The sequence below is a fragment of the Nitrosospira sp. Nsp11 genome (assembly GCF_900142705.1).
In the GTDB taxonomy this organism is placed as follows: Bacteria; Pseudomonadota; Gammaproteobacteria; order Burkholderiales; family Nitrosomonadaceae; genus Nitrosospira.
Map to the genome: position 1 here is coordinate 308,068 of NZ_FRBV01000001.1, position 23,569 is coordinate 331,636.

A 23,569-nucleotide genomic window follows, 5' to 3' on the forward strand; every position below is an offset into this window, starting at 1 on the left:
GTCCGTTCTTGTCAAATCAAGTTGTTGCAAACGGCATGAATGCTGGAATGCAGAGGTGACTTGGATACGATCGGCATGCTAAAATAAGCAGTTTTATGTATCGCTATCCGGGGTGAAGCTCAGGACGACATTTATGCTTTAAGCTACTGTTTGTCCTGAATAAAACAAGTAATGGATCAATTCGCTAAAGAAACACTGCCCATCAGCCTCGAAGAGGAGATGCGCCGCTCTTATCTTGACTACGCCATGAGCGTAATTATAGGCCGTGCCCTGCCGGATGTACGGGACGGCTTGAAGCCGGTACATCGCCGGGCGCTGTTCGCCATGCATGAACTGTCCAACGACTGGAACCGCCCCTACAAGAAGTCGGCGCGCATCGTCGGCGACGTAATCGGCAAGTACCATCCGCATGGCGATACCGCGGTATATGACACTATCGTGCGCATGGCGCAGAACTTTTCGTTGCGCTATATGCTGGTGGACGGCCAGGGCAACTTTGGTTCGGTAGACGGCGATAACGCGGCGGCAATGCGTTATACCGAAATCCGCATGTCGCGCATCGCTCATGAGCTATTGGCTGATCTCGACAAGGAAACGGTGGATTTCGGTCCGAACTACGACGGGTCGGAGAGAGAGCCGCTGATTCTGCCCGCGAAAATTCCGAACCTGCTTATCAACGGCTCTTCCGGTATTGCGGTCGGCATGGCGACCAACATTCCTCCGCATAACCTCAATGAAGTGGTGGATGCCTGCCTGGCGCTGCTGAAGAATGCCGACACAACCATTGAAGAGTTGATAGAAATCATTCCTGCGCCGGATTTTCCGACTGCCGGCATCATCTACGGCGTCACCGGGGTGAAGGAAGGTTACCGAACCGGGCGTGGCCGCGTGGTGATGCGCGCGCGCACTCACTTCGAGGATATGGAAAAAGGCAGCCGCCAAAGCATTATCATCGACGAGTTGCCCTACCAGGTAAACAAGGCGAATTTGCTGATCCGTATCGGCGAACTGGTGCGCGACAAGAAAATCGAAGGCATTTCCGATTTGCGCGATGAATCGGACAAATCCGGCATGCGCGTGGTCATCGAGCTACGGCGCGGAGAAGTGCCCGAAGTGGTGCTGAACAATTTATACAAAGAAACACAAATGCAGGACACCTTTGGCATGAATATGGTGGCCCTGCTGGACGGGCAGCCGCGCCTGCTGAATTTGAAGCAGATGCTCGATGCATTCTTGCGCCACCGCCGCGAAGTGGTGACAAGGCGCACCGTATTCGAATTGAAAAAAGCGCGTGAGCGCGGACATCTCCTGGAAGGCCTGGCGGTAGCACTTTCAAACGTGGATGAAGTGATTGCCCTCATCAAGGCGGCGCCTACGCCCGCGGTAGCGAAAGAAGCATTGATGTTGAGGATATGGCGCTCCACGCTGGTGGAGGAAATGCTGGTTCGCGCCTCGGTCGACGTGAAGTCATTTCGTCCTGACGGACTGGCACCTGAATTCGGTTTATCCAGCGATGGATACCGCTTGTCCGATGCGCAAGCCCAAGCAATTCTTGAATTACGCCTGCAGCGGCTGACCGGGCTGGAGCAGGACAAGATCGTAAGCGAATACAAGGAGGTAATGGAAAAAATTGCCGACCTTCTCGACATCCTCTCCAGGCCGGAACGTATCACGACCATTATCACCGAGGAGCTTGTTGCAATAAAGCAACAGTTCGGTGATAAACGCCGCAGCGAAATCGTTATCGATACTCAGGATCTGAGCATGGAGGACTTGATCACACCTGAGGATGTGGTCGTGACGCTATCACATAGCGGCTACATCAAGTCGCAGCCGCTCGATGACTACCGGGCTCAAAAACGGGGCGGGCGCGGGAAACAGGCAACTGGCACCAAAGAAGATGATTTCATCGACAATCTTTTCATCGCCAATACGCACGATTACATCCTGTGCTTTTCCAGCCGCGGACGTGTTTACTGGATCAAGGTCTACACGGTACCCCAGGGGGGTCGCGCATCGCGCGGCAAGCCCATCGTCAACCTGGTGCAACTGGAACGGGACGAAAAGATCAATGCCATCCTGCCCGTAAAGGTTTTCGAAGAGAACCGTTATATATTTATGGCCACTTCTTTTGGTACCGTGAAAAAAACGCCGTTGTCGGAATTTTCCCGCCCTCGCGCCAGCGGAATCATCGCGGTGGGCCTGGACGAAGATGATTATCTGATCGGCGTAGCCCTGACTGAAGGCAAGCATGACGTGATGCTCTTTTCAGACAACGGCAAGGCAGTGCGTTTCGATGAGAATGACGTGCGCCCCATGGGGCGTGGCGCGCGCGGCGTGCGCGGGATGAAATTGGGCAAGGGGCAGAAAGTAATATCCCTTCTGGTGGCCGAGAGTGAAGAACTGGCGGTCCTAACCGCAACGGAAAATGGCTATGGCAAGCGTACCCCGATAGGTGAATACACCCGTCACGGCCGCGGCAGCCAGGGCATGATTGCGATCAAGACCACCCAGCGCAATGGCAAGGTCGTGGCGGCAAAGCTGGTCAGGCCGGATGACGAAATCATGCTTATTACCACTGGCGGCGTGCTGATCCGCACTCGCGTCAATGAAGTGCGCGAAATGAGCCGGGCGACCCAGGGCGTAACGCTGATCAACCTGGACAAGGGTGAAAAACTCGCCGGGCTCGAAAGGGTGGTTGAGGCGGACGAGGAAAAGGAACTGATCCAGAACGTTTAAAATTTCGGAGCGCTTTTAAAAATTGAAGGTTGCGGGTAAGCTCATTGATAAATTGCCCGAATGGGAGCGCAGCTTGCGTAGGATGGGTGGAGCGTAGCGCAACCCATCATTTGGTTATTAACAGCCGCCTTCGCGCCGGTATCCGCTCATGGTTTAACGTGTCGTGTTGCGTCGTTTTGATGGGTTGCGCTACGCTCCACCCATCCTGCTGACCGCAAAGAGGCGGATTTTTGAATTATCGGGGATAAAAGCGCGAATTTGACTGCCAGGAGCGTCCTGCAGAGATAAAGGGGTTTTAATGGAACATATATATAACTTCAGCGCAGGTCCGGCGGTATTGCCGGCGGAAGTGCTGCAACAAGCGCGCGATGAAATGCTCGATTGGCATGGCAGCGGCATGTCTGTTATGGAGATGAGCCACCGCGGCAAGGAATTCATGTCCATCGCGGCGAAGGTTGAAGCCGATTTTCGCGAACTGGGGGGCATCCCGGCCAATTATAAGGTTCTGTTTTTATCCGGTGGCGCCTCCACGCAATTCGCCATGGCGCCCATGAACCTGCTGCGCGGAAAAAAAAGCGCCAACTACGTCAATACAGGCCAGTGGTCCAAGAAAGCCATCCAGGAAGCGAAGAAATATACGGCCGTAAATGTCGCGGCCTCATCCGAGGGCGCTAATTTCACCTATGCTCCGCCGCAGGATACGTGGAATATCGATCGCGACGCGGCCTATCTGCATTACACGCCCAACGAGACAATCGGCGGAGTAGAGTTCAACTGGGTTCCGGATTTGTCTGATCTGGGCGTCGATATGCCCCTGGTGGCAGACATGTCCTCCAGCTTTATGTCACGCCCCATCGATGTGGCTCGATTCGGGGTGATTTATGCCGGCGCTCAGAAAAATGTCGGTCCTGCTGGATTGTGCATTGTCATTGTCCGCGATGACTTGCTGGGAGAAACCATCCCGGGCACGCCGACCATGTTCGACTATAAAATCCACGCTGATACCGACTCGATGTATAACACCCCGCCGACCTACGCAATGTATATTACCGGCCTTGTGCTGGAGTGGCTGAAAAAGAACGGTGGGTTGGCTGCAATGGAAAAGGCAAACATCGCCAAGGCCAATTTGTTGTACGGCTTGCTGGATACCACCGATTTTTATCATTGTCCCGTAGCCAAAGCCGACCGCTCGCGCATGAATGTACCGTTCACGTTAAAAAACCCCTCGCTCGATGACGAGTTTCTGAAACAGGCCAAGGCACACGGCTTGATCCAGTTGAAGGGCCATCGTTCAGTGGGAGGAATGCGCGCTTCCATATACAACGCCATGCCCTTCGAAGGGGTAAAGGTCCTGGTTGAATTCATGAATAAATTTGCGAGTGACCATGCCTGAACGCGCACATAAAATTTTCCGGATACTTACGCTTAATCAGATATCGCCGCTGGGCCTGAAGTTGTTCGACCCCCATCATTACACCGTCGGGGACAATATTGCCGAACCGGACGCGATCCTGGTGCGTTCACACAACATGCTGCAAATGGATATCGCACCCAGCGTAAAAGCGATAGGCCGTGCGGGTGCGGGCACCAATAACGTTCCTGTGAAAGACATGAACCTTCGCGGCGTGCCGGTCTTTAACGCACCCGGTGCAAACGCCAATGCGGTGAAAGAACTGGTGCTTGCCGGCTTGCTGATGGCGTCACGCAACCTGATCCCGGCGATTCGCTTTGCCGAGGATTTGCAGGGCGATAACGCGACGCTGCACAAGCTCGCGGAGGGCGGAAAGAAGCAATTCGCCGGAATTGAATTGCCGGGGCGGACACTGGGGATCGTAGGCCTGGGTGCGGTAGGACGGTTGGTAGCGGATGCGGCGCTCCGGCTTGGCATGAAAGTGATGGGTTACGATCCGAATATAACGGTAGACGCAGCCTGGAATTTATCGGCGGAAGTAAAACGCGCCGAGAGCATGGAAGATCTGCTGCGCAATAGTGAATTTGTGACCTTGCATGTACCCCTGCTGGACGCCACACGTCACCTGATCAATCACAAGCTCGTGTCGAATATGAAAGCCGGCACGATTCTGCTCAACTTCTCTCGCGACGGTATCGTCGACGAGAGTGCCGTACTCGAAGGAATCGACTCGGGCAAGATAAAATATTATGTTTGCGATTTTCCCAGCCAGTTACTGCAGCACCGAGCCGCTGTAATCACGCTGCCGCATCTGGGCGCGTCGACGATGGAAGCTGAGGAGAATTGCGCGGTAATGGTGGTAAATCAGATGATAGATTATCTGGAAAACGGGAACATTACCAACGCGGTCAATTTCCCCAACATAACAATGGAACGCGGATCCCCCTTCCGCCTGGCGGTAGCAAATTCCAACGTGCCCAACATGCTGGGGCAGATTTCCACCGGTATGGCCAAAGCAGGCCTCAATATTCATAACATGGGCAATAAATCCCGCGGCGAGATGGCCTACACGCTGGTTGACGTCGACAGCCCGGTACCGCAAAAAACAATAGACGAGATTGCGGCAATCAGTGGCGTTTTGATGGTGCGCTACGTGCCGATACTGGCTGAATAACTATAAGCCACTATAAAATTCATTCTCGATGACCGCTCAACTCAAACAGCTGCGCGATAAGATAGATGCGATTGACAGCGAGTTGCTCAAACTGATGAGCAACCGCGCTGGTCTCGCACAAGAGATCGGACAGATCAAGAACGGCATGGCATATCGCCCCGAGCGGGAAGCCCAGGTGTTGGCCCGATTATGCGAGCTCAATCCCGGACCGCTGCCCAACGAACATATTGTGCGATTATTTACAGAAATCATGTCACTGTGCCGATCCATGGAAGAACCTTTGACGATAGCATATCTGGGCCCCCGGGGGACCTTTTCGGAAGAAGCCGCGTTAAAGCGCTTCGGTGGCGTGGTAACGACTCTTGCCTGCACCTCGATAGACGATGTATTTCGAAAAGTGGAGTCGCGCGCAGCCGGTTATGGGGTCGTGCCTGTGGAGAATTCCACCGAAGGCGCAGTGGGCAGGTCGCTGGACCTGCTGCTGCAAACCCCGTTAAAGGTATGCGGTGAAATTGCGTTGCCTATACATCAGCTTCTTCTCGCGCAGCATGCTGATCTCGCACGCATCACGAAGATCTACTCTCATCCTCAATCATTTTCTCAATGTCATGAGTGGCTTAACGCCAACCTGCCCCATTTGACCGGACAAGCGCGGATCAATGCGGCGAGCAATGCAGATGCGGCGAGACTGGCCGCAGAGGATGAAAATGCTGCAGCGGTAGCCGGGAGAAAAGCGGGAGAGGTATTCGGGCTTACGGTCTGCGCTGAAAATATCGAAGACGATCCTAATAACACCACGCGTTTTCTCGTAATCGGAGCACAGGAAGTCGCTCCTTCGGGCAAGGATAAAACTTCATTGGTCATGTCGGCCCGGAATCTTCCGGGCGCAATACACGGGCTGCTGGCTCCGCTGGCGGCTCATGGAGTCAGCATGAGCCGCCTTGAGTCGCGACCTTCCCGCGCGGGTTTATGGGAGTACGTGTTTTTTGTGGATATCGAAGGTCATCAGCAAGATATAAAAGTCGCGAAAGCGCTACAGGAATTGCAAGAGAAGGCAGCCTTCCTGAAAGTACTCGGCTCCTATCCAGCACCGTAACTGTATGCCTGAATAATAAATTTCCGGAATGGAATCCCATACTGCTAATCCACCTGTTTTCAGTTTTTATCAGCTTTTTGCTGTATTTCGGCAATTTATGGATTTGAACTTATGAATGTTTGCGATCTGGCTCCTGAATATATTCGCGCCATCAGTCCCTATCAACCCGGAAAACCCATCTCTGAACTGGCGCGAGAGATGGGAATGGATGAGCGTGCCATCATCAAGCTTGCATCCAATGAAAATCCGTTGGGAACAAGTCCGCTGGCGCGGGAAGCGATGCGCAAGGCACTGGATGAAGTGTCGCTTTATCCGGATGGAAGCGGCTTCGAGTTAAAAGCAGCGTTATCCCAGCGTTATGGCGTGACCAGCGATCAGATTGTGTTGGGCAACGGCTCCAATGACGTTCTGGAGCTGGCTGCCAGGGTATTCATGAAGCCGGGCGCTTCAGCGGTATATTCGCAGCATGCCTTCGCGGTCTATCCGCTGGTGACGCAGGCGGCAGGCGCAAGCGGCATATCGATTCGCGCCAGAAATTACGGCCATGACCTTGATGCCATGCTGCATGCGGTCATGCCTGAAACCCGTATGGTGTTTATTGCCAATCCCAATAATCCCACCGGCACACTGCTGGCTGCGCCTGATGTATTGCGTTTTCTGGAACGGATATCGTCAGATGTACTGGTTGTACTTGATGAGGCTTATAACGAATATTTGCCAAATCCCCTCAAGGCTGACAGTATTGAATGGTTGAAGCGTTTTCCCAATCTGCTGATTACCCGCACTTTTTCCAAGGCTTACGGCATGGCGGGTGCACGCGTAGGCTTCGGGCTGGCGCATCCTGATGTTAGCGGCCTGATGAATCGGGTACGTCAACCGTTCAATGTGAATAGCATTGGCCTCGCCGGCGCAGTAGCCGCGCTGGAAGATGTGGAATTTGTGAAACGCTCTTACGCGCTCAATCAGGCAGGAATGCTCCAGATTACCACCGGACTGCGGCAACTCGGCATCGAATACATTCCGTCCTACGGTAATTTTTTGAGTTTCCGAGTGCGGGGAAATATCAAAGCGGTAAATGAAAGCCTCCTGAAGCAGGGCGTTATCGTGCGCCCCATCGGTATTTATGAAATGCCGGAGCATCTTCGTGTCACTGTTGGGCTCGAATCGGAAAATCAGAGATTCTTGAAGTCCCTTGAGTTGGCGCTTGACGCAGCCCACGACGTAATTCCCGAAGCCGCGTTTGCAACGCCCTCGAAAACGACCCGCGAGGCAACCCCTTTAACAGAAACCGGAGAATCAGCTTGATCATCGTTATGAATAGTGGCGCCAGCGGCGAACAGATTGACACAGTGGTAGCCAAGATTCAAAGCTTCGGTCTGAGCGCGAATGTTTCCCGCGGCACCGAACGCACGGTTATCGGCGCCATCGGCGATGAGCGCAAACTCAACCCGGAAATGTTCGATTCCTTGAGCGGTGTCGAATCTTCAATGCACATCGTCAAGCAGTACAAAATTGTTTCGCGCGAATCGCACAAGCACGACTCGATAATAAACGTGGGTGGGGTACCGATCGGCGGCAACCAGGTGCAGGTGATCGGAGGCCCGTGTTCGGTGGAAACGCAGGAGCAAATGGACCTGGCGGCGCAACAGGTTTCCGCGGCGGGTTGCAAACTGATGCGAGGCGGCGCATTCAAGCCGCGCACCAGTCCGTATACCTTCCAGGGAAATGGTGAAGAAGGCCTGAAAATGTTCCGCAAGGCTGCGGATAAGCACAACCTGCGCATCGTTACCGAACTGATGGATGCGCGCATGCTCGACACCTTTCTCAAGTATGACGTGGATGTGATCCAGATTGGTACGCGCAGTATGCAGAATTTCGAGCTTCTGAAAGAAGTGGGACGCATCAATAAGCCGGTGATACTCAAGCGCGGAATGTCCGCGACCGTCTCCGAATGGCTGATGGCTGCTGAATACATTGCCGCCGGCGGCAACCACAACATTATTTTTTGCGAGCGCGGCATACGCACTTTTGAAACAGCTTACCGTAATGTGATGGATGTAACCTGCATCCCGGTACTGAAAAAAGAAACACATCTGCCTGTGATCGTCGATCCTTCTCATGCCGGAGGCAAGACCTGGATGGTGCCCGCGCTTGCACGCGCGGCCGTTGCTGCGGGGGCTGACGGCTTGTTGGTGGAAATGCACCCCAATCCATGCGAAGCCTGGTGCGATGCGGATCAGGCGTTGAATCCGCAGGAATTCCACGCCCTCATGGGCTCACTGAAAGGAATAGCGGAAGTAATCGGACGGAGTTTGTAGTTCAAGTCGTTTCCGATAAAAGTCGCTTTCTATTATGACAAACGTCGTGATCAACAAACTGGTGATTATCGGCGTTGGCCTGATCGGCGGTTCTTTCGCGCTGGCGTTGCGCAAGGCAGAGCTGGCCGGGCATATCGTGGGTGTAGGCCGCAGCCGGGAAAATATGGCGCGCGCCCTCAAGCGGGGGTTGATAGACGAGATTGCCGTAGACCTTCCATCGGCGTTGAAGCGTGCGGATATCGTATTCCTTGCCGTACCCGTCGGTCAGACCGGCGAAATCATGGCGAATATTTCCCCATATCTCGAACCTGACTCGATCGTAACCGATGCCGGCAGCACCAAACAGGATGTCATCGCGGCGGCGCGTTCTCATCTGACTGAAAACCTGCAAAACTTCGTTCCGGGGCATCCCATTGCCGGGGCGGAACAAAGTGGTGCAGGCGCGGCTCGCGCCGACCTGTTCCGTGCCAAAAACGTTGTATTGACGCCTCTCGAAGAAACCAGCAGCAACGCGGTAAATCGGGTAAAAGAATTATGGCAGGCTTGTGACGCACGAATCTCTCTGATGAGCGCCAGCCAGCACGACAAGATTCTTGCCACGGTAAGCCACCTTCCCCATGTGTTGGCATTCACGCTAATGAATCATGTCTACCGCGCTGGCCATGGGCCGGAGGGTACGCCGCGCCCGAACGACCCGCTACACTTTGCCGGCACCGGGTTTCGCGATTTTACCCGCATTGCGGGCAGTTCTCCCGAGATGTGGCGGGATATATGCCTTGGCAATCGCGAAGCCCTGGTTAATCAAATCGATGCTTACCAGCGTGAACTTGCCGCCTTAAGTGAAATGCTTGCAAGCAGCGATGGCGAGGCGCTCGAGAAGGCTTTCGCCAATGCACGTGAAGCGCGGCAACAATGGCTGAAAAATACGCCCTGAATCCGGTATCTCGTACTGAATGAATGAGGGCCTGTATTAAGTGAAAGAGCGCGGTATTCAGCGAATAATGCCTCGACCGCGAACGGAAAGAAAATCAAGAAAATTTTGAACTTCCGGCGCCACGAGAGTTAACGGCTTGATCAGCGCCTCCGCTTCTCTCAGAGAAAGGCCAGATCGATAGACCAGCTTATACGCGTGCTTTAAGGCATGGATGACTTCCTCCGAAAAACCTCTGCGCTTGAGCTCCCTCAGGTTGAGCCCATTAGGCTTGGCTGTATTGCCCGCCGCTAACACATAGGGGGGCAGGTCTTGAGTGAGTATGGTGCCCAGGGCAGTAAAGCTATAAGCGCCTATACGAACAAACTGGTGGACGGCGGTGAATCCGCCCAGACCTGCGTAATCGCCCACCTGTACATGCCCCGCCAATGAAGCGTTGTTAACGAACGTAGTGAAATTACCCACCTGGCAATCATGCGCCAGATGAACATACGCCATCATGAAGTTATCGTTTCCCAGGCGAGTTATTCCCGCACCATGGATGGTGCCGAGGTTAAAGGTGCAGAACTCGCGGATCGTATTGCGATCGCCTATTTCCAGCCCGGTCGGTTCTCCGTTGTATTTTTTGTCCTGTGGTTCATCGCCAAGCGAACAAAACTGGAAAATGCGATTGTCGCAGCCGATGCGTGTATGACCATTGATGACGACATGTGGCCCGATCTGGGTATCGTCGCCGATTTCCACGTGCTCGCCGATGATTGAATAGGCTCCGATGGCAACGCCCGCACCGAGACGAGCGCCTGGATGAACGATTGCAGCCGGGTGAATAAGATTTTCCTTCATGTGCTCGGCGTGGAAACTGCAAAATCAAAGCTTACATATATATAGCTGGCTTGCCGGCTGCTTCAACCACATAGTAGCTGGCACACTAATTCTAAGCTAAGATAAATTTTGATAAGCTTGGTGACGAGCCTCGGTTACGTGCCCTTCCCGCGCAATCGACAGGGCTCCCGGGAATGCGCATACAACAGCATGAGCAGTCTAACGAAATAGAACCACATAATGCCATCCTTGCCTCAACCCACTCTCGATGATGCCATTGACAGTGTAGATATTGCACTTCGCGTTTCAAACCTGTCAAAAACATATCGTATTTATGACCGCTCACAAGACAGGTTGCTGCAGAGCCTGTGGGGCAGCCGCAAGCAACTTTACCGCGAGTTCATGGCGCTGGATAGCATTTCATTTGATGTCTATCGCGGCGAAACCGTCGGCGTCATCGGCCTCAACGGTTCAGGCAAGAGCACATTGCTGCAACTGATCGCCGGAACATTGACGCCCACCAAAGGTGAAATATTCATCAACGGCAAAGTGTCGGCATTGCTCGAGTTGGGAGCCGGTTTCAATACCGAGTTTACCGGGCGCGAAAACATCTATCTGGCGGCATCGATTGCGGGGCTTACCAGCCTCGAGGTCGAGCAACGTTATGATCGGATTGCGGCGTACGCAGACATCGGCGGCTTTATCGACCAACCGGTGAAGACGTATTCGAGCGGCATGTATGTGCGTCTTGCATTCGCGGTAGCGATATCGGTCGAACCCGAAGTGCTGATTATAGACGAGGCGCTCGCGGTAGGAGATATGGAGTTTCAGACGAAGTGCATGGTGACGTTGAAACAGATGCAGGAGCGGGGCGCTACCATCTTGTTCGTCAGTCACGATGTTGGAGCCGTCAGCGCGCTATGCCGGCGCACTCTTTACCTGAAACAGGGACAGGCACGTGAGTTGGGACCTACCGCGGAGGTGGTTGCGCGCTATATTCGCGAGGTGCAGGAAGCAAACAACCGGACGATTATCGGCGCTATCGCTGACGCTGTAACTCAAACCGCAGAAATTGCCGGCATCAATGATGCCGCTGGAATCCCTGACGCTATTGGGACTACCGGAACCGCTCAAGCAGCTATAACGATGGGCGACCTTCCGCTCACGCGGAACGAGCATTTTGCCCGCTTTGCCGAAAAGGCAAACCATTGCCGCTCAGGGACTGGCGATATAAGAATCATGTACGCGGAGATGCTGGACGATAAGGGGCTGCCCGTTCGCTCAGCGGAGTTTGGGCAGGAGGTATCCATACGAATTATCGTCGAAGCCGTCCGCACCTGTACCTTTTCCGTCAACTACAAGATTTGCGACAAGAACCGTACGCCGGTCATCGGGGCCGATTTTTTGATGCAAGGTCAGGCGCTGCTGACGTTGGCGCCAGCGCAGCAGGCGGAAGTCGTTTACCGGACATCTCTTCCCCTGACCGATGGCAGATACAGCCTGAGAATCTCGCTGACACACCCTATCAAGGCACATCAACAGGCATTGTTTTTCGACATAGTGGAGATTGGGCATGTGTTCGAGGTGCTGCCAAACCCAACCGCCAAGTTCTGGACACAGGTTTATCTTCCGAATGTGCTGGAGGTAAAAGTTTTATAATGAGTATCATGAAATCCACGCCAGAAGGACGCAGTTTGCTGGTAATCGGCCACCCTGGCCATGAATTGCGCGTCTACGGCTGGATTGGCCAGACACGGCCCATCGTCTGCATTCTTACCGATGGTTCCGGTAGCGATGGCACGCCCAGGCTGGATAAAACGCTGGAAATCCTGCACGAATCAGGTGCGGAGATCGGACCGCTATGCGGGGAACTCAGCGATCGGGAAATTTATGAGAAAATCCTGCGTCATGAATACGATCCGTTCGATATCCTGTGCGAACGACTGGCCAGGCTCATCACCGCGCGAGATATCGATCTGGTCGTCAGCGACGCTATAGAAGGTTACAATCCGGTCCACGATTTGTGCGAGGCATTGGTTCGCACGGGGGTCGGTATCGCCAGGAATGCCAATGATGCTGACAGCAACGAAAATGCCGATAAAAAAAGCAATGGAACACCTCGCTCGATCCGGCATTGCACCATTCCTCTGATGAATGATCCCCGTCCAGCTACAGGCAGCATGGAAGCCGCGCACCATGCAATTGAATTGACACCGCTGCGGTTCAAGCAGAAGCTGGAGGCGATGCGGAGCTATGCCGCCAGCGCGGGAGGAATCCTGCAAGAGGAAGTGGGAGATGCGTTTCACAACTTTGGTGAACAAGCTTTCGCCCGTGAGTACCTGTTTGCGGCTGCTGCGCCGGGGCAGGAACCGGAACGGCGCTTCTCGCGACAAAAACCCTTTTATGAAACCTATGGAGAACAAAAAGTCGCTGCTGGCCGTTATCAATCTGTCATTCGTTTCCGCGAGCATGTTCTGCCAATTTTGAATCACCTTCGCAAGAAGGTATCGGACACGCGGGCGGATGCGCAGGGATGAAGCTGCAATGAGGGTGCTGATCACCAATAATACGCTGGATAACCGCGCCGGGTCCGAGGTCTACGTGCGCGATCTCGCGCTCGCGCTGTTGCGGCGCGGCCATAACCCGGTGGCCTATAGCACCCGACTCGGGATGGTCGCCAATGAGTTGCGCGAGGCGACCATCCCGGTAATCAACGACCTCAGGCTGCTCACAGCAATTCCGGACATCATCCATGGACAGCATCATCTGGATGCAATGACCGCCATGTTGCATTTCCCTGATACGCCGGCTGTCTATTTCTGCCATGGTTGGCTGCCCTGGGAGGAGATGGCGCCGCACTTCCCCACTATACAGCGCTATGTCGCGGTCGACGACCTTTGCCGGGAACGCCTGCAATGCTTGCACGGTATCTCCGGCGAGCGCATCCGGATGATCCGCAATTTTGTCGATCTGCGGCGTTTTGCGCTGCGCGGCGATCTGCCCGCTACCCCTCGTCGCGCGCTGGTTTTCAGCAATTACATAAACGAGGATGGTTGCCTGGGCATTTTGCGTCAGGCGTGTGCCGGCCGCGGCATCGAACTGGATGCCATCGGTCTTTCCGTCGGGCATAGTGAAGCCCGGCCCGAGCAGATCCTCGGCCAATACGATATTGTATTTGCCAAAGCGCGGTGTGCGCTTGAGGCGCTCGCCTGCGGGACAGCCCTGATTGCTTGCGATGCCGCCGGCCTGGGCGGCATGGTCACACCCGGCAATTATGAACGATTTCGCGCACTGAACTTCGGCATCCGCACCTTGCGTGATCCCATTACTGTCGAAACCATTACGAGGGAAATCGATCTGTACGATGCAGCCGGCGCCCGCGGAGTCACTCAACGTGTGCGAGCGGAAGCGGCCATGGAACCGGCAATCGATCAGATTATCGATGTGTACCGGGAAGCAGTCGATGCGCAGCTTGCCGCTCGAGCTACGAAATACCCGGAAAAAGAAACTGACTATCGTACCCATTTCCTGACTGCCAGCGATTATCTTCGCGGGGTCGCAGATTTCACCAAGGGCCGTTACCGAGCCGAGCAAGAGCGGGACCAAGCTCGGGTCGAAGCGGCGGCGCAGCGTTTGCGTACAAAACAAGCCGAGTCTGAGCTGACGAGAATTCGCAACTCGCGTCTCTGGCCTGTCGTGACCTCACTCTACCGCTTGAAGGACGCCGTATGGAGACGTTCCGCGGCTATGTTAAAAATACGTCAGGATAATCGCCACGATGGAGATAATCAGGGCATTCATGGTAGCCCTGCTGTAAACGACCATCCCCGAATATTCGAACAAATCTACCAGCATAATTCATGGCAAAGTGCTGAATCCCGGTCCGGACCCGGCTCGACCCTGGAGCGAACCAAGGCGTTGCGACAGGAGTTACCCGCAGTGCTAAGCAGATTGGGCGTCCGAACTCTCGTCGATGCGCCATGTGGCGACTGCAATTGGCGCCAGCACATCGAGATGGACCTGGATGCCTACATTGGCGTCGATATCGTCCCTGCATTGATCGAGGACAATCGCCGGCGCTACCAGGATTTCAACTGGAAATTCGAGGTTATGGACTTGATCAAAGATCCCCTCCCCACGGGCGATGCGGTACTCTGCCGCGATGCCCTGATCCACCTGTCACTTGCAGATATCGGCCGGGCTCTTTCCAACATCCGCCGCTCAGGGGCAAAATATCTGCTGGCAACCAGCCATGAAGCAATCAGCGTCAATACCGACATCACTACCGGCGGATGGCGTTCAGTGAACCTTATGCTGGCACCCTTTAATCTTTCGGCTCCGCTGGAACGCATTGTTGAAAACGCGCAGACCGGGAAGATACTGGGCGTATGGGCGCTGGGCAAACCATGACTCGGCCCGTCCTCGATCTCGAATTGCCGGGCGGCGTCCAGGACCAGGCGCGTCCCATCGATACCGCCGTTGTGGGAGTGGGCTATTTCGGCAGCCTGCACGCGCTATGTTACTCTAGATTGCCGGGCAGCCGGCTGCGGGCGTTGGTCGATCCAGATCCAATGACGAAATCCTTTGCCGACTACCTTGGCGTAAGCTGGTTCAGTCATCTTGCCGATCTCCCATCCACGGTGCGTGCGGTATCAGTGGCGACGCCGGTCGCTACGCACTACGCGCTGACAAAAGCACTGCTTCAGCGTGGGTTGGATGTGCTGCTGGAAAAGCCAATAGCAGAAACCGCGGCACAGGCGGCGAAGCTGGAGATCATGGCGGACGCAAAGTGTTGTGTCCTGCAGATTGGCCACATCGAGCGCTTTAATCCCGCTTTTGCCACCGGCCCATCCTTGCTGGGCCGGGCTCATACTATCCAGACAGTTCGTACTACGCATCGCAAGCCCCGTGCGGGCGCACTGGATGTGGTGATCGATTTGATGATTCATGACCTCGACCTGGTCCTGCACGGGGTGGCCTCCCCCGTGGTTGAATTTCACGCCTCGGGTAGCAGTCATCATTTGACCCCTATCGATGAAGCACAAGTTGAGCTGACCTTCGCTAACGGTTGCCGCGCATCTCTGCGCGCGCACTGGGGCTCAGGCGCAAGAAAAGAAGACCGCTGCATGACCGCTGAACTGGACGATAATGAAACCTGGACCATTGATTTTCGGCGCCGGATCACCTACCGTAACTTCCCCACGGGCCTCTCGCGCCCCGGCAATACCCACAACCCTTCCCTTACACATTCCGAGCCCGGGATACAGCAAGACGCGCTGAGCCTGCAACTCGCCTCTTTTCTGGAGGCTTCGCGCACCCGCACGGTACCGCGGGTCACTTCGGGAGAAGGCCATGCAGCGCTATACCTGGCGCAACAGATCCGACAACGGATACTCGACGGCGCCTGATGATCGTACCCCAATTGGATCTGGGTTCAGAGTATGAGCAATTACGCGCCGAGATCGATGCCGCGGTGCAGCGGGTACTCGCAAGCGGCAACTTCATCGACGGTGCTGAAAATGATGCATTGGAACGCGAGTTGGCCGCCTACATAGGCGTTGCTGAAGTGGTCTGCGTCAACTCGGGTACGGATGCACTGCTGCTCTCCCTAAAGGCCTTGGGCATAGGTGCAGGAGATGAGGTAATCGTGCCGGGTTTCACTTTTTTCGCGACAGCGGAGGCGGTTTGCCTGACCGGCGCCCAACCACGTTTCGCCGACTGCTCAGCCCAACATTATAATATCGACGTAGATAGCGTACGGCAGGCTTTGACGCCTCAGACGAAAGCGATTATTGCCGTCCATCTCTTTGGGGAGCCGGTTGACCTCGCGCCACTGCAGCAATTCTGCGAAAGCCATGGCTTGTGGCTGATCGAGGACGCGGCGCAAGCAATCGGTGCGCAATATTGCGGTCGCAGTGTCGGATCATTCGGCGTCACCGGCGCCTTCAGCTTTTATCCTACGAAAAATCTTGGCGCATACGGAGACGGCGGCGCAATTACCTGCAATGATCCGGCCTTGGCCAGGCGGCTGCGCAGTCTTGGAAATCACGGTCGCCAGAATCGCTATCAACATACCGAAATCGGTTGCAACAGTCGTCTCGACGAGATCCAGGCAGCTATTCTACGAGTCAAGCTTCCTTACCTGGATCAATGGAATGCGCGGCGCCGGCAACTTGCCGCTCTTTATCAGGAAGCCTTGCGCGGTACCGCCTGTGGCTGGCCGGTAGCTATAAAAGGCAGTATCTCTGTCTATCACCAGTTTGTCATTACCCATCCCCGGCGCAACGAACTTCAAATATTTCTGGCTGAATGTGATATCGCAACTGCCGTGTTTTATCCCATCCCCTGCCATCTACAACCGGCTTTCTCCGTATCGCATGCCGGGGTATCACTGCCGCTAGCTGAGTGCCTCGCTGATCAGGTGCTGGCCCTGCCCATCTTCCCCGCGCTGCCTGAAGAAAAAGTAGCGCACATCGCGAAAATGATACGAGTCTTTGAGCAGCGCTTCCCAATCGACGTGGAATATTCGCCTGTCTGAAGAGCGGCGCCAGCAATTAGCGATTCAATAGAAACCTGTTCGGCCTGGAAAAGCCTTGGCGCTACCCGTGAATGATTTATAGCTGCATGAGTATCAGGCAGCTCATCATTAGCGAGTCTGCTTGTGCAAGAGGCCAGCCGGCTATTCAGAAGAATTCACGAATAAGTCCTCAGGAAGCGCCTGCTCTAGTCGTGCGTAAGCGGCGTCTCAGTGAACAGATACTCTTTCAGCTCGGAGGAAAACTTCGCATCCCTACGCCGGATCCATTCCAGCACCATGGAGGCGTGCTCTTTCTCCTCATCACGATTATGCATGAGAATGGCCTTGAGCTCCTCATCCTTGCACGCGTTTACACGCTGGTTGTACCAATCGACAGCCTCCAGCTCTTCCATCAGCGACACGATTGCGCGGTGCATGTCCCTCGTTTCATCGGACAACTCTTCAATAGGCTCATGGTAACCAACACTTGACATTGCTTGCTCCCTTTTTGTGGACAATAAATTTCAATATTGGATGCTTTTATTGGTTCAGGTGAGATTTTCTGCGGCCATCGCTATGTTAGCAAGTGATGCTGTGGCTGGGACCTTACAGATCACCGTTGTGTAATCATGTAAGCCATACCCCAGTTCCATGCCTGGATTGGGCTAAGTCGAACTAAGTTTAACAGAACCGCATGTTACAGCTAGAGAGACGTCGACCTTTTGCCGGGCCATTTTCCAATGACCTGGTTTTTATCCTGTACAGTTTAAAGAAGAGTGAGCACGCCATCACAGATGGTACGCGATGTTGGTATCGAGTCGCCCGGATTAGCCGTATGGAAATGTATCCCCTACGCGCTCTACTTTGCCAGAGAATTACCGCAGCGGGGAGGAAATCTGACAGGCAAATCCTTGGAATTTTCAAGGCGTATGTTGGGGTAAGGCACAATTCCAACATTTCGTGCTGCTCAAACATTCGAGTTCCATTCGTCACGCCAATGTACGGAGATTGGACCCAAGTAGGTCGGGCTACGCCCGACGATCGAAGGAATGATGTCGGGCATAGCCCGACCTACTTGCTCAAAATTTAGCGTAACACGCGCTGATGCGTACGCTACGACCGTTGATACCCAATCGATGCTTCTATCCTTCTATCAAGCTATCCCGTCTCGGCCCTATGTGTTTTACCGCACAGTATGAGCCGCAATCATGGTGTTAATCTGATAACTCTTGCCGCTTGGTATCTGTAGCCGCTGATAACTCTAATGTTGAGAATATCAATGCCGGCTACTCCGTGAGCAAGCAATATTTAGATTTTTTGATAGGAGATTCAATCATGAATAAAGACCAAGTCAAAGGTACCGCAAAAGACATCGCTGGAAAAGTCCAGGAAGAGGCCGGAAACTTGACAGGAAGTAAAGAACAAGAAGCCAAAGGGCTTGCAAAACAAGTAGAAGGAAAAACGCAAAAGAAGGTGGGAGATGCCAAGGAAGCTGTCAAAGATGCAATTGACAAGCTTTAACAGTTGCACGCAAAGTCGGGGAGAAACCCGATAAAGAAGGAAGACTCCGGCGAAATATAAGCATCTGCAATGCCCCGGCCCCAGGTTACTGCGAGCCGGGGTTTTTATTCTGCTCGCCAGTTTGCCGAACGGGAGAACCATTACCTGTGGGGCAGGCGCTATCCGCTGTCCATTGTTGAGAAAGACGCAAAGCCCGCCGTGAACACTGGACCATTTATCTGACAGTTTTCTTTCGAAATTTCTGACAGCCGGGTGCGTCGGAAGAAATTCGCTCGGTTATTTGCCCTAAATTAGGCGGGATTCCATGCTACTCGGAGCGAGAACTTGCGGCAGACTTGAGCCTCTCAAGCTGCTCAGGTCGTTCGCATCAAGCGAGAGCAAGAGTTTTGGAAATAAATTGCCGGATTGCCCAAGACCGATTCCGAGCTTATACCGGCTGTGCCCGAAAATTTGTCCAAACAAAAGTATGCATTGTGCGGTTTGCTATCTGGCGGCATCGGGATGAAACTCGAAGAATGGCCACCGTGAAAGCTTAGGTCGTCCCAGAGATTCCTGTTCAAAATCTCCTTTGTCATCGCTGGTTACGAAGGCCTCGAGGTGAGGTCGGACATCTTCCAGAAATGGATCCGCAAGCAAGTTTGGAAGGACGGATCGGTCAAAGTCAGTGAGAGAAGTAGGAGAATTCCGTTCTCTCCGAGCCATGAGAAATGGAGTAACAGGACGCTTAATTGCTTGCCTGAGCTTTGAAAGGATGAGAAATCCCGCTGGGTCAGTGTCGCCAAAGTGGAATACTGGGATATCTGCAGGCAAGAGCTCAAAGAGGCGGACAAGACCGCGTGTTGGATATGCGCAAGCTACCACGAGGGTGTCCTTGGCTAGGTTGAGGGAGGCGATTCTACGAAGCGTAGTTTTTGTATTCTCGACTGTCAGCACTCTTTTGGCAGGAGTTTCTGCTTTGAGGGCAATCATGAGATCTGAGGTAAGGTGATAGCTGCTTCTTAGTTCATTAATTAGTTGTGTGCGCTCGTTCGCAAACTGAAGCAATAATTGACCGGCTATTTCGATCCTAGGCTGACTCCCGGCAATACCCAGCATTTCAAATGTGGCCACTCGACCAAGCATTGACGCCAAACAGGCTTCGATAAGACGCTGAGATCTCTCAAGATCCTTCGTTGCGAGGCCAAGATCCACGCTCGCTTCGCGTACAAGAGTATCTGGCGGCCATGATTTAGCTGAGATCTGGAATGTGATCCTCAACAGCCGTTCGAAGAGGACGGGGTGACGCCACGATAGAGGGCGAATTCGACTACCTGATACGAACGCATCTTCAATGCGTTTGAGCCAGTCGGACCATGAGTCGGGAAATAAAGGATGTTGCAATGCGGAAGCCCTCCGCACGTGTTCCAAGCTCTGATTCAGGATTTCATCCGGGCTCTGCGAGGAAAACAATTGACGAAGCCATTTTTCCGAATTGAACGGTACGGTCACGCGTTCGATGAGATAGGGACGGTAATCATTGCACTTGAGAGCTAGCTTTCCATCGGTTTTGAGTTTCCGGGCTTCCCGTGCGGCAGTGTTAATATCGTCCACCTTGATGATACCAGCAGCGTCCAAAAGCTCATCCCACTTCCTATGGTATGGTCTTGACCAAGAGCCAAGCTTATTCCCGCGAGAGGAAAACCACTGACGGTAAAGCTCGGTAAGCCAGTCTGGAGGGCTCATGAAAGTGCCTCAATGAGCTGAATCCGATCAATCTTTGTGCACCAATTACGGATGCCGGTGACATTTCCGTTTTGATCGTCATAGATCCTATCGACTTTCGCTTGTACCACCGTCTCCGCATAATGAATCATGGTAGGGAGCCTATCTTCGGGGAAGGCCATTACCAGTTGCAGACCAAAGTTTCGGGCGAGCGCGAGGCACGCATCGATCCGATCGCCCGAGAGCTTCGAAAAAGCTTCGTCCATAATAACAAGGCCGAGATTCTGGCGCTGGTCCTTTTTCCCAAGGTTATATACCCGCTGGAAGGCGGCGAGCATGGCGACAAAGAAGGGGGCTTGATTTTCACCGCCACTTTGCTTTTTTGCACTCTTGTTAAGTGAGATTGAGGAGCCTTCACCTCGACCTATGGGAGTTGCTCTGATATCCCAATGATGATAGTAGCGGTAATCTAGGGCCTTTTGATACCGCGGATCCTCCGTGTTCTCGATCGCAACCATGAGGGCTTGTTTTGCTCGCTCAATGTCGTCCTTACCGCCAGCAGCGAAGAGCTCCATCGCGGGATTGAGCCCTTTATCTACCAACGTCCAGATGGCGCTGTGTGTACGATCCGCCCGCATGGAGAGTTGGTAGCGAATGCCCCCGATTTCGTGATCCATGGCACGGTTCAGCTCTTTCTTGGTGCGCTCGGCTTCATCGAGTTTGTCCTTCAACACGTCGAGCACTTGATGCTGTAAACGATCTTCCCATTGCCGCTGCGCGTCCTCCGCCTCAATGCGATAACGTTCCAGTTCGTGCTCTTCCAGCGAGCGGCAACGGGTTTCGTAGCGTGTATTTTCATCGTCCGCAGAATCAAAGAATTCTGCGGTTTCGCGATGAGTCTCGGTCAATGCGGCTCGCTCAGTGTTACGCCGATCAAAAGCCTTCTCTGAATCATGGCGTCGGGCATAAGCGGCGGCGGTAGCAGCTTCCACACGCTGGGACCATTTCGGGAATTGTTGCCGTGCGGATTCGATCTTCTCTTCGATCTCAGCCTCTCTGATATTTCTTACCTGCTCGCGGCTGCCTTGGCGTTCCCGCAGGGACGCTTGTTCATTTTTCGCGGCACTTTCAATGCCCTCGAGCAGTTCGCGCTGCTGCTGATCGAATTTCGAAATCGCGCCAACCAGCCCGCCTATTCGCTCGATGACACCCTGAAAGGTTTTTTCCAGTATTTGTAGCTTCGCTACCGTGGCCTCACGCTCAGGCGTGGCCAACAGGCTGATGGTTTTATCGAGATCCCGCGCTTCCTTCGTTAGGTGGGGCAGGTTCCGCAGACGGAAGGTGTCAAAAGGTGGGTCTGGCTGGTTCAAGTACCACAGTTCCCCGTTCAGGATCCACTGCTTCCAAATACTCCGGGGCTGCTTGAGTTGCGCCAGTTCCTTCCTGACCGTCTCCAGTTCTGCTTCGCGAAGCCCCTGCAGGCGGCGACGGCCCTTCTCGCCGATGGTGAACTCTTTCGAGGGTGTGAGATGCAGCCGATGAGGCGGGTCTTTAAGCCAACCATCCTTGGACAGGGCACAAGGATACTCGTCCAATTGACTGGCGTTTTCTACGGCGATCATGTTGCCATAGAGATGCCTCAGATAGGCGGTTGCAGTCGATAGCGACGCCTCAAAGAGTTCTGCAATGCTGTTGTCGCATGCCTTCTTTGTCGCGATGAGTTCACCGGGATTTACCAGACGCTCATCGATGTGACCAAGACGCTGAGCCTGTTCCCAGGCGGCTGCGAAATCTTCTGCCAGAACGGCCTGCCGATTCGGTCCCAGGAGAGTCTCCAGTAGTGGCCACCAAGATTCTGCTTCGGGTCTGACTTCAATCACCCGCCCAAGAGCAACCGCTTTCTGCTCATGTGAGTGCAAAGCATCCAGCAAAGGCGATGCCAAGATACTGCCTTTACGCACGAGTTCATCCAGATCGCGTTGCAGCCGCAGTTCCTTAGCTTTCAGATCTCCGATCTTCTCCTCAATGGGGCGCAACTGGTCGTTTCCTTGCGTTTTCAGGAGTTGATGAATCTGCGCCATGCGTGAGGCGGCATCTAACGCTGGTGCCTCTTCCACATCCTGCATCTGCTCCAGCCACTCGAAAGCCTGCTCAGGTGCCTTCAGTCCCAGGTCGCCGGCTTGCCGGAGCCACTTCTTCCAGTTATGCGAGCGATCATAGAGGAACTGCTGTGCCGTCTTCGCGGCTTCCTTTAGCGCGTCCAACTCCCGGCCCACCTCATCACGACGGGCGCGGCTCTTGGCTAGTTCGGCAATCTGCGAATCACCGCCCGCGATCAGGCGCACGTCGTTGAGTTCCCGCTCTCTTTCGTTCCGCTCGGCGACGGCCTCCTCATAAGCCGCACGATCTGTCGCCTTCTGTTGATGAAGACGTTCGAGCTTAGCGCGACGGGCCTCCAACTCCTCACGTTTTTCCTCATGAGTTAGTGCATCACGCAGATGCTCAAAGAGCACCGCTTCTAGCCGTGCAGCCAGGTAAGTCGTATGATGCTCACAGATGCGCACGAGACGCTGATGCTGATCATGCATGGAGTCCAGCCGCGCCTTCGCCCGGCGATGCGCATCTACACTGGCACGCACTGCTTTCACATCCGGCAGGCCTGGCTCCAGTAGGTATTCACGAATGAATTTCTCGAAGCTTTCCACCGGCTGAAAGGCCATGGAATTCGGTAAAGTTTTATTCATCTGAATGCGATCGAAACCCAGATGACTGCGTGACCCCATCTCATCCAGATAGGTCGCCTGACGATCCCATACTTCACCATCCAAATCCCGCCGCACATGCACACGGAATTCATCCTCAGCTAGAAATCCTAGCGCATTAGCAAGGGGTTGAGCGGATAGAAAGTCATCTTGCTGCAGGCGCCCCGGTACGCAGAACCATAGAGTACGTGGCTTCGCGGAGGGTCCCTCGTATTCGATGCGGGCGCCCCACGTTTCCCTGCGCGGCTCAGCTCCATCGGATGCGGCAGGCCAAACGAACTCTAATGCAGCCACAGTTACACCACTAGGGCGTAGATAACGCTCTTGGCCGTCCTTGCCTACGGTATTCGTGTCACAGAGACAGTATCCCCGCAGAGTACGTCCGCTGCCCGCGCCGGCGGCGGCTTTGTTGAAGCGGCTTAGGGACTCCCCCAGCATGACGAACTGCAGCAGATCCAATAGTGCGCTCTTCCCGGAACCATTGGCCCCGGTGATAAGAGTGAGACCGGAGACATCAATGAAGTCCCGATAACCGTACCAGTTGATGGCAATGATGCGACTGAGGTGAACACGCATA

The 23,569-nt window shown here is 54.2% G+C and carries 17 protein-coding genes; 13 read left to right on the plus strand and 4 right to left on the minus strand.

Annotation, left to right across the window (positions count from 1 at the left end; genetic code table 11):
• The first annotated feature begins 171 nt into the window (after nucleotides 1-171).
• From gyrA to BUA28_RS01660, 7 genes are all read left to right on the plus strand, one after another.
• Nucleotides 172-2,739: a DNA gyrase subunit A gene (gene gyrA / locus BUA28_RS01630; RefSeq protein ID WP_072766390.1), complete on the plus strand. Its 2,568-nt coding sequence runs from the start codon at nucleotides 172-174 to the stop codon at nucleotides 2,737-2,739.
• Between the two features lie 298 nt (nucleotides 2,740-3,037).
• Nucleotides 3,038-4,132 (plus strand): 3-phosphoserine/phosphohydroxythreonine transaminase, encoded by a 1,095-nt coding sequence (gene serC / locus BUA28_RS01635; protein WP_072766391.1) that lies wholly within the window; start codon nucleotides 3,038-3,040, stop codon nucleotides 4,130-4,132.
• On the plus strand, nucleotides 4,125-5,324 hold the full coding sequence (locus BUA28_RS01640; RefSeq protein WP_072766392.1) for a phosphoglycerate dehydrogenase: 1,200 nt from the start codon (nucleotides 4,125-4,127) through the stop codon (nucleotides 5,322-5,324). The genes serC and BUA28_RS01640 overlap by 8 nt, the downstream gene beginning before the upstream one ends.
• Nucleotides 5,325-5,352: 28 nt before the next feature.
• Complete coding sequence (gene pheA / locus BUA28_RS01645) at nucleotides 5,353-6,420, plus strand: prephenate dehydratase (protein WP_072766393.1); 1,068 nt, start codon at nucleotides 5,353-5,355, stop codon at nucleotides 6,418-6,420.
• A gap of 111 nt (nucleotides 6,421-6,531) precedes the next feature.
• Nucleotides 6,532-7,725, plus strand: a complete 1,194-nt coding sequence (gene hisC, locus BUA28_RS01650; protein WP_072766394.1) for a histidinol-phosphate transaminase — start codon at nucleotides 6,532-6,534, stop codon at nucleotides 7,723-7,725.
• Nucleotides 7,722-8,738: a 3-deoxy-7-phosphoheptulonate synthase gene (aroF, locus tag BUA28_RS01655; protein WP_072766395.1), complete on the plus strand. Its 1,017-nt coding sequence runs from the start codon at nucleotides 7,722-7,724 to the stop codon at nucleotides 8,736-8,738. Before hisC ends, aroF begins: the two co-directional genes overlap by 4 nt.
• A gap of 34 nt (nucleotides 8,739-8,772) precedes the next feature.
• On the plus strand, nucleotides 8,773-9,672 hold the full coding sequence (locus BUA28_RS01660; protein ID WP_072766396.1) for a prephenate dehydrogenase: 900 nt from the start codon (nucleotides 8,773-8,775) through the stop codon (nucleotides 9,670-9,672).
• Nucleotides 9,673-9,729: 57 nt separating this feature from the next.
• Here BUA28_RS01660 and lpxA read toward each other — a convergent pair whose 3' ends face one another.
• Nucleotides 9,730-10,512, minus strand: coding sequence for an acyl-ACP--UDP-N-acetylglucosamine O-acyltransferase (gene lpxA / locus BUA28_RS01665; RefSeq protein WP_072766397.1), 783 nt, complete (start codon nucleotides 10,510-10,512; stop codon nucleotides 9,730-9,732).
• A 219-nt stretch (nucleotides 10,513-10,731) separates the two neighbouring features.
• Between lpxA and BUA28_RS15730 the strand changes: the two genes are divergently transcribed.
• From BUA28_RS15730 to BUA28_RS01690, 5 genes are read left to right on the plus strand one after another with little or no spacing between them, the layout of a single operon-like run.
• Entirely contained in the window at nucleotides 10,732-12,150 is a 1,419-nt protein-coding gene (locus tag BUA28_RS15730; protein ID WP_072766398.1) for an ABC transporter ATP-binding protein, read from the plus strand.
• Between the two features lie 8 nt (nucleotides 12,151-12,158).
• Nucleotides 12,159-13,028 carry a hypothetical protein gene (locus BUA28_RS01675; protein ID WP_143148409.1) on the plus strand — a complete coding sequence of 290 codons (870 nt, stop codon included), beginning with the start codon at nucleotides 12,159-12,161 and terminating at the stop codon, nucleotides 13,026-13,028.
• 7 nt (nucleotides 13,029-13,035) lie between these two features.
• The gene (locus BUA28_RS01680) at nucleotides 13,036-14,901 is read left to right on the plus strand and encodes a glycosyltransferase (RefSeq protein WP_178297836.1); all 1,866 of its coding nucleotides are present in this window, start codon (nucleotides 13,036-13,038) and stop codon (nucleotides 14,899-14,901) included.
• Nucleotides 14,898-15,899: a Gfo/Idh/MocA family protein gene (locus BUA28_RS01685; protein ID WP_178297837.1), complete on the plus strand. Its 1,002-nt coding sequence runs from the start codon at nucleotides 14,898-14,900 to the stop codon at nucleotides 15,897-15,899. The genes BUA28_RS01680 and BUA28_RS01685 overlap by 4 nt, the downstream gene beginning before the upstream one ends.
• The gene (locus tag BUA28_RS01690; protein WP_072766402.1) at nucleotides 15,899-17,029 is read left to right on the plus strand and encodes a DegT/DnrJ/EryC1/StrS family aminotransferase; all 1,131 of its coding nucleotides are present in this window, start codon (nucleotides 15,899-15,901) and stop codon (nucleotides 17,027-17,029) included. Before BUA28_RS01685 ends, BUA28_RS01690 begins: the two co-directional genes overlap by 1 nt.
• Nucleotides 17,030-17,214: 185 nt before the next feature.
• Here BUA28_RS01690 and BUA28_RS01695 read toward each other — a convergent pair whose 3' ends face one another.
• Nucleotides 17,215-17,502, minus strand: a complete 288-nt coding sequence (locus BUA28_RS01695; protein ID WP_072766403.1) for an encapsulin-associated ferritin-like protein — start codon at nucleotides 17,500-17,502, stop codon at nucleotides 17,215-17,217.
• Between the two features lie 841 nt (nucleotides 17,503-18,343).
• On the opposite strand from BUA28_RS01695, the gene BUA28_RS01700 reads away from it, so the two are divergent.
• A complete protein-coding gene (locus BUA28_RS01700) occupies nucleotides 18,344-18,529 on the plus strand; it encodes a CsbD family protein (protein WP_072766661.1) in 186 nt (61 codons plus the stop codon).
• 483 nt (nucleotides 18,530-19,012) lie between these two features.
• Here BUA28_RS01700 and BUA28_RS01705 read toward each other — a convergent pair whose 3' ends face one another.
• Both BUA28_RS01705 and BUA28_RS01710 read right to left on the minus strand, forming a co-directional pair.
• Entirely contained in the window at nucleotides 19,013-20,143 is a 1,131-nt protein-coding gene (locus BUA28_RS01705) for a Wadjet anti-phage system protein JetD domain-containing protein (RefSeq protein WP_178297839.1), read from the minus strand.
• Nucleotides 20,144-20,247: 104 nt separating this feature from the next.
• A complete protein-coding gene (locus BUA28_RS01710) occupies nucleotides 20,248-23,568 on the minus strand; it encodes an SbcC/MukB-like Walker B domain-containing protein (protein ID WP_072766405.1) in 3,321 nt (1,106 codons plus the stop codon).
• Between the last annotated feature and the right edge of the window lies 1 nt (nucleotide 23,569).